The sequence below is a fragment of the Levilactobacillus zymae DSM 19395 genome (assembly GCF_001434115.1).
In the GTDB taxonomy this organism is placed as follows: Bacteria; Bacillota; Bacilli; order Lactobacillales; family Lactobacillaceae; genus Levilactobacillus; species Levilactobacillus zymae.
The window spans coordinates 1-3026 of the sequence record NZ_AZDW01000012.1 but is presented as its reverse complement, the minus strand read 5'-3'; the positions used below and the strand labels follow the sequence as shown (position 1 = coordinate 3026).

The window sequence follows — 3026 nt, the reverse complement described above, 5'->3', positions numbered from 1 at the left end:
TTGTTCTTTGAAAACTAGATATTATCAATTATTTTCCTTTAATTATTAAAGATAATTAAACCGAGAACACCGCGTTTATTTTGAGTTTTTTAATTAGTTTATTCGCTAATACTCAATTAATCAGCGGTCACGAAGTGACCGTTAGGTTAAGTTATGAAGGGCGCATGGTGAATGCCTTGGTACTAGGAGCCGATGAAGGACGGGACTAACACCGATATGCTTCGGGGAGCTGTACGTAAGCTTTGATCCGGAGATTTCCGAATGGGGAAACCCAATCATCTTTACCGATGATTACAACTTGACGAATACATACTCAAGTTGAGGCAGACGTGGGGAACTGAAACATCTAAGTACCCACAGGAAGAGAAAGAAAAATCGATTCCCTAAGTAGCGGCGAGCGAACGGGGAACAGCCCAAACCATCGAGCTTGCTCGGTGGGGTTGTAGGACTGAACATTTGAGTTACCAAAGTTGATGATAACCGAAACATCTGGGAAGGTGTGGCAGAGCGGGTGATACCCCCGTAGGTGAAATCGTCAACCCTCAGTTCAGGATCCTGAGTACGGCCAGACACGTGAAACCTGGTCGGAATCCGGGAGGACCATCTCCCAAGGCTAAATACTCCCTAGTGACCGATAGTGAACCAGTACCGTGAGGGAAAGGTGAAAAGCACCCCGGAAGGGGAGTGAAATAGTTCCTGAAACCATGTGCCTACAATTAGTTAGAGCCCGTTAATGGGTGATAGCGTGCCTTTTGTAGAATGAACCGGCGAGTTACGTTAATTTGCAAGGTTAAGGTGTAAAGACCGGAGCCGTAGCGAAAGCGAGTCTGAAACGGGCGTTTCAGTAAGTTGACGTAGACCCGAAACCAGGTGACCTACCCATGTCCAGGTTGAAGGTGCGGTAAAACGCACTGGAGGACCGAACCCGTGTATGTTGAAAAATGCTGGGATGAGGTGTGGGTAGCGGTGAAATTCCAAACGAACTTGGAGATAGCTGGTTCTCTCCGAAATAGCTTTAGGGTTAGCCTCGGATTTAGAATCGTGGAGGTAGAGCCACTGTTTGGACTAGGGGCCCGTCATGGGTTACTGAATTCAGATAAACTCCGAATGCCACAGATTTATATCCGGGAGTCAGACGATGAGTGATAAGATCCACCGTCGAAAGGGGAACAGCCCAGACCACCAATTAAGGTCCCTAAATATGTGCTGAGTGGAAAAGGATGTGGAATTGCATAGACAGCTAGGATGTTGGCTCAGAAGCAGCCACCATTTAAAGAGTGCGTAATAGCTCACTAGCCGAGTGACTCTGCGCCGAAAATATACCGGGGCTAAGCACATTACCGAAATTGTGGACGCGACTATGTCGCGTGATAGGAGAGCGTTCTAAGGGCGACGAAGCTAGACCGCAAGGACTAGTGGAGCGCTTAGAAGTGAGAATGCCGGTATGAGTAGCGAAAGATCAGTGAGAATCTGATCCACCGAATGACTAAGGTTTCCTGGGGAAGGCTCGTCCTCCCAGGGTTAGTCGGGACCTAAGCCGAGGCCGCAAGGCGTAGGCGATGGATAACAGGTTGATATTCCTGTACTAGTTAATATTGTTTGAACGATGGAGGGACGCAGGAGGCTAAAGCAAGCGCACGATTGGAAATGTGCGTCCAAGCGTCAAGTCTGGTGATGAGTCAAATGCTTATCGCTAAGGACAAGGCGTGACGGGGACCGAATTTTAGTAGGGAAGTGCTCCATGTCACACTGCCGAGAAAAGCTTCTAGTTAGATATTAATTACCCGTACCGCAAACCGACACAGGTAGTCGAGGAGAGTATCCTAAGGTGAGCGAGTGAACTCTCGTTAAGGAACTCGGCAAAATGACCCCGTAACTTCGGGAGAAGGGGTGCTACACGCAAGTGTAGCCGCAGTGAAAAGGCCCAGGCGACTGTTTATCAAAAACACAGGTTTCTGCAAAATCGTAAGATGAAGTATAGGGGCTGACGCCTGCCCGGTGCTGGAAGGTTAAGTGGATGAGTTAGCTTCGGCGAAGCCCAGAAATGAAGCCCCAGTAAACGGCGGCCGTAACTATAACGGTCCTAAGGTAGCGAAATTCCTTGTCGGGTAAGTTCCGACCCGCACGAAAGGCGTAACGATCTGGGCACTGTCTCAACGAGAGACTCGGTGAAATTATATTACCTGTGAAGATGCAGGTTACCCGCGACAGGACGGAAAGACCCCATGGAGCTTTACTGTAGCTTGATATTGGGTGTTGACACAGCTTGTACAGGATAGGTCGGAGCCGTAGATATCGGAACGCTAGTTTCGATGGAGGCGTTGGTGGGATACGACCCTCGCTGTGTGAACACTCTAACCCGCGCCACTTATCGTGGCGGGAGACAGTGTCAGGTGGGCAGTTTGACTGGGGCGGTCGCCTCCTAAAAAGTAACGGAGGCGCCCAAAGGTTCTCTCAGAATGGTTGGAAATCATTCGTCGAGTGTAAAGGCAGAAGAGAGCTTGACTGCGAGACAGACAGGTCGAGCAGGGACGAAAGTCGGGCTTAGTGATCCGGTGGTACCGTATGGAAGGGCCATCGCTCAACGGATAAAAGCTACCCTGGGGATAACAGGCTTATCTCCCCCAAGAGTCCACATCGACGGGGAGGTTTGGCACCTCGATGTCGGCTCATCGCATCCTGGGGCTGTAGTCGGTCCCAAGGGTTGGGCTGTTCGCCCATTAAAGCGGTACGCGAGCTGGGTTCAGAACGTCGTGAGACAGTTCGGTCCCTATCCGTCGCGGGCGTAGGAAATTTGAGAGGAGCTGTCCTTAGTACGAGAGGACCGGGATGGACATACCTCTGGTGTACCAGTTGTGCCGCCAGGCGCATCGCTGGGTAGCTATGTATGGATGAGATAAACGCTGAAAGCATCTAAGTGTGAAACTCGCCTCAAGATGAGATTTCCCATTCCTTTATGGAAGTAAGACCCCTGAGAGATGATCAGGTAGATAGGTTGGAAGTGGCAGCGCCGTGAGGCGTGAAGC

1 rRNA gene is annotated in these 3026 nt (G+C 50.2%); it reads left to right on the top strand.

Going from position 1 to position 3026, the window contains the following annotated elements:
• Positions 1–144: 144 nt before the first annotated feature.
• Positions 145–3026: ribosomal RNA gene (locus FD38_RS01595) — 23S ribosomal RNA — on the top strand; the annotation flags it as partial.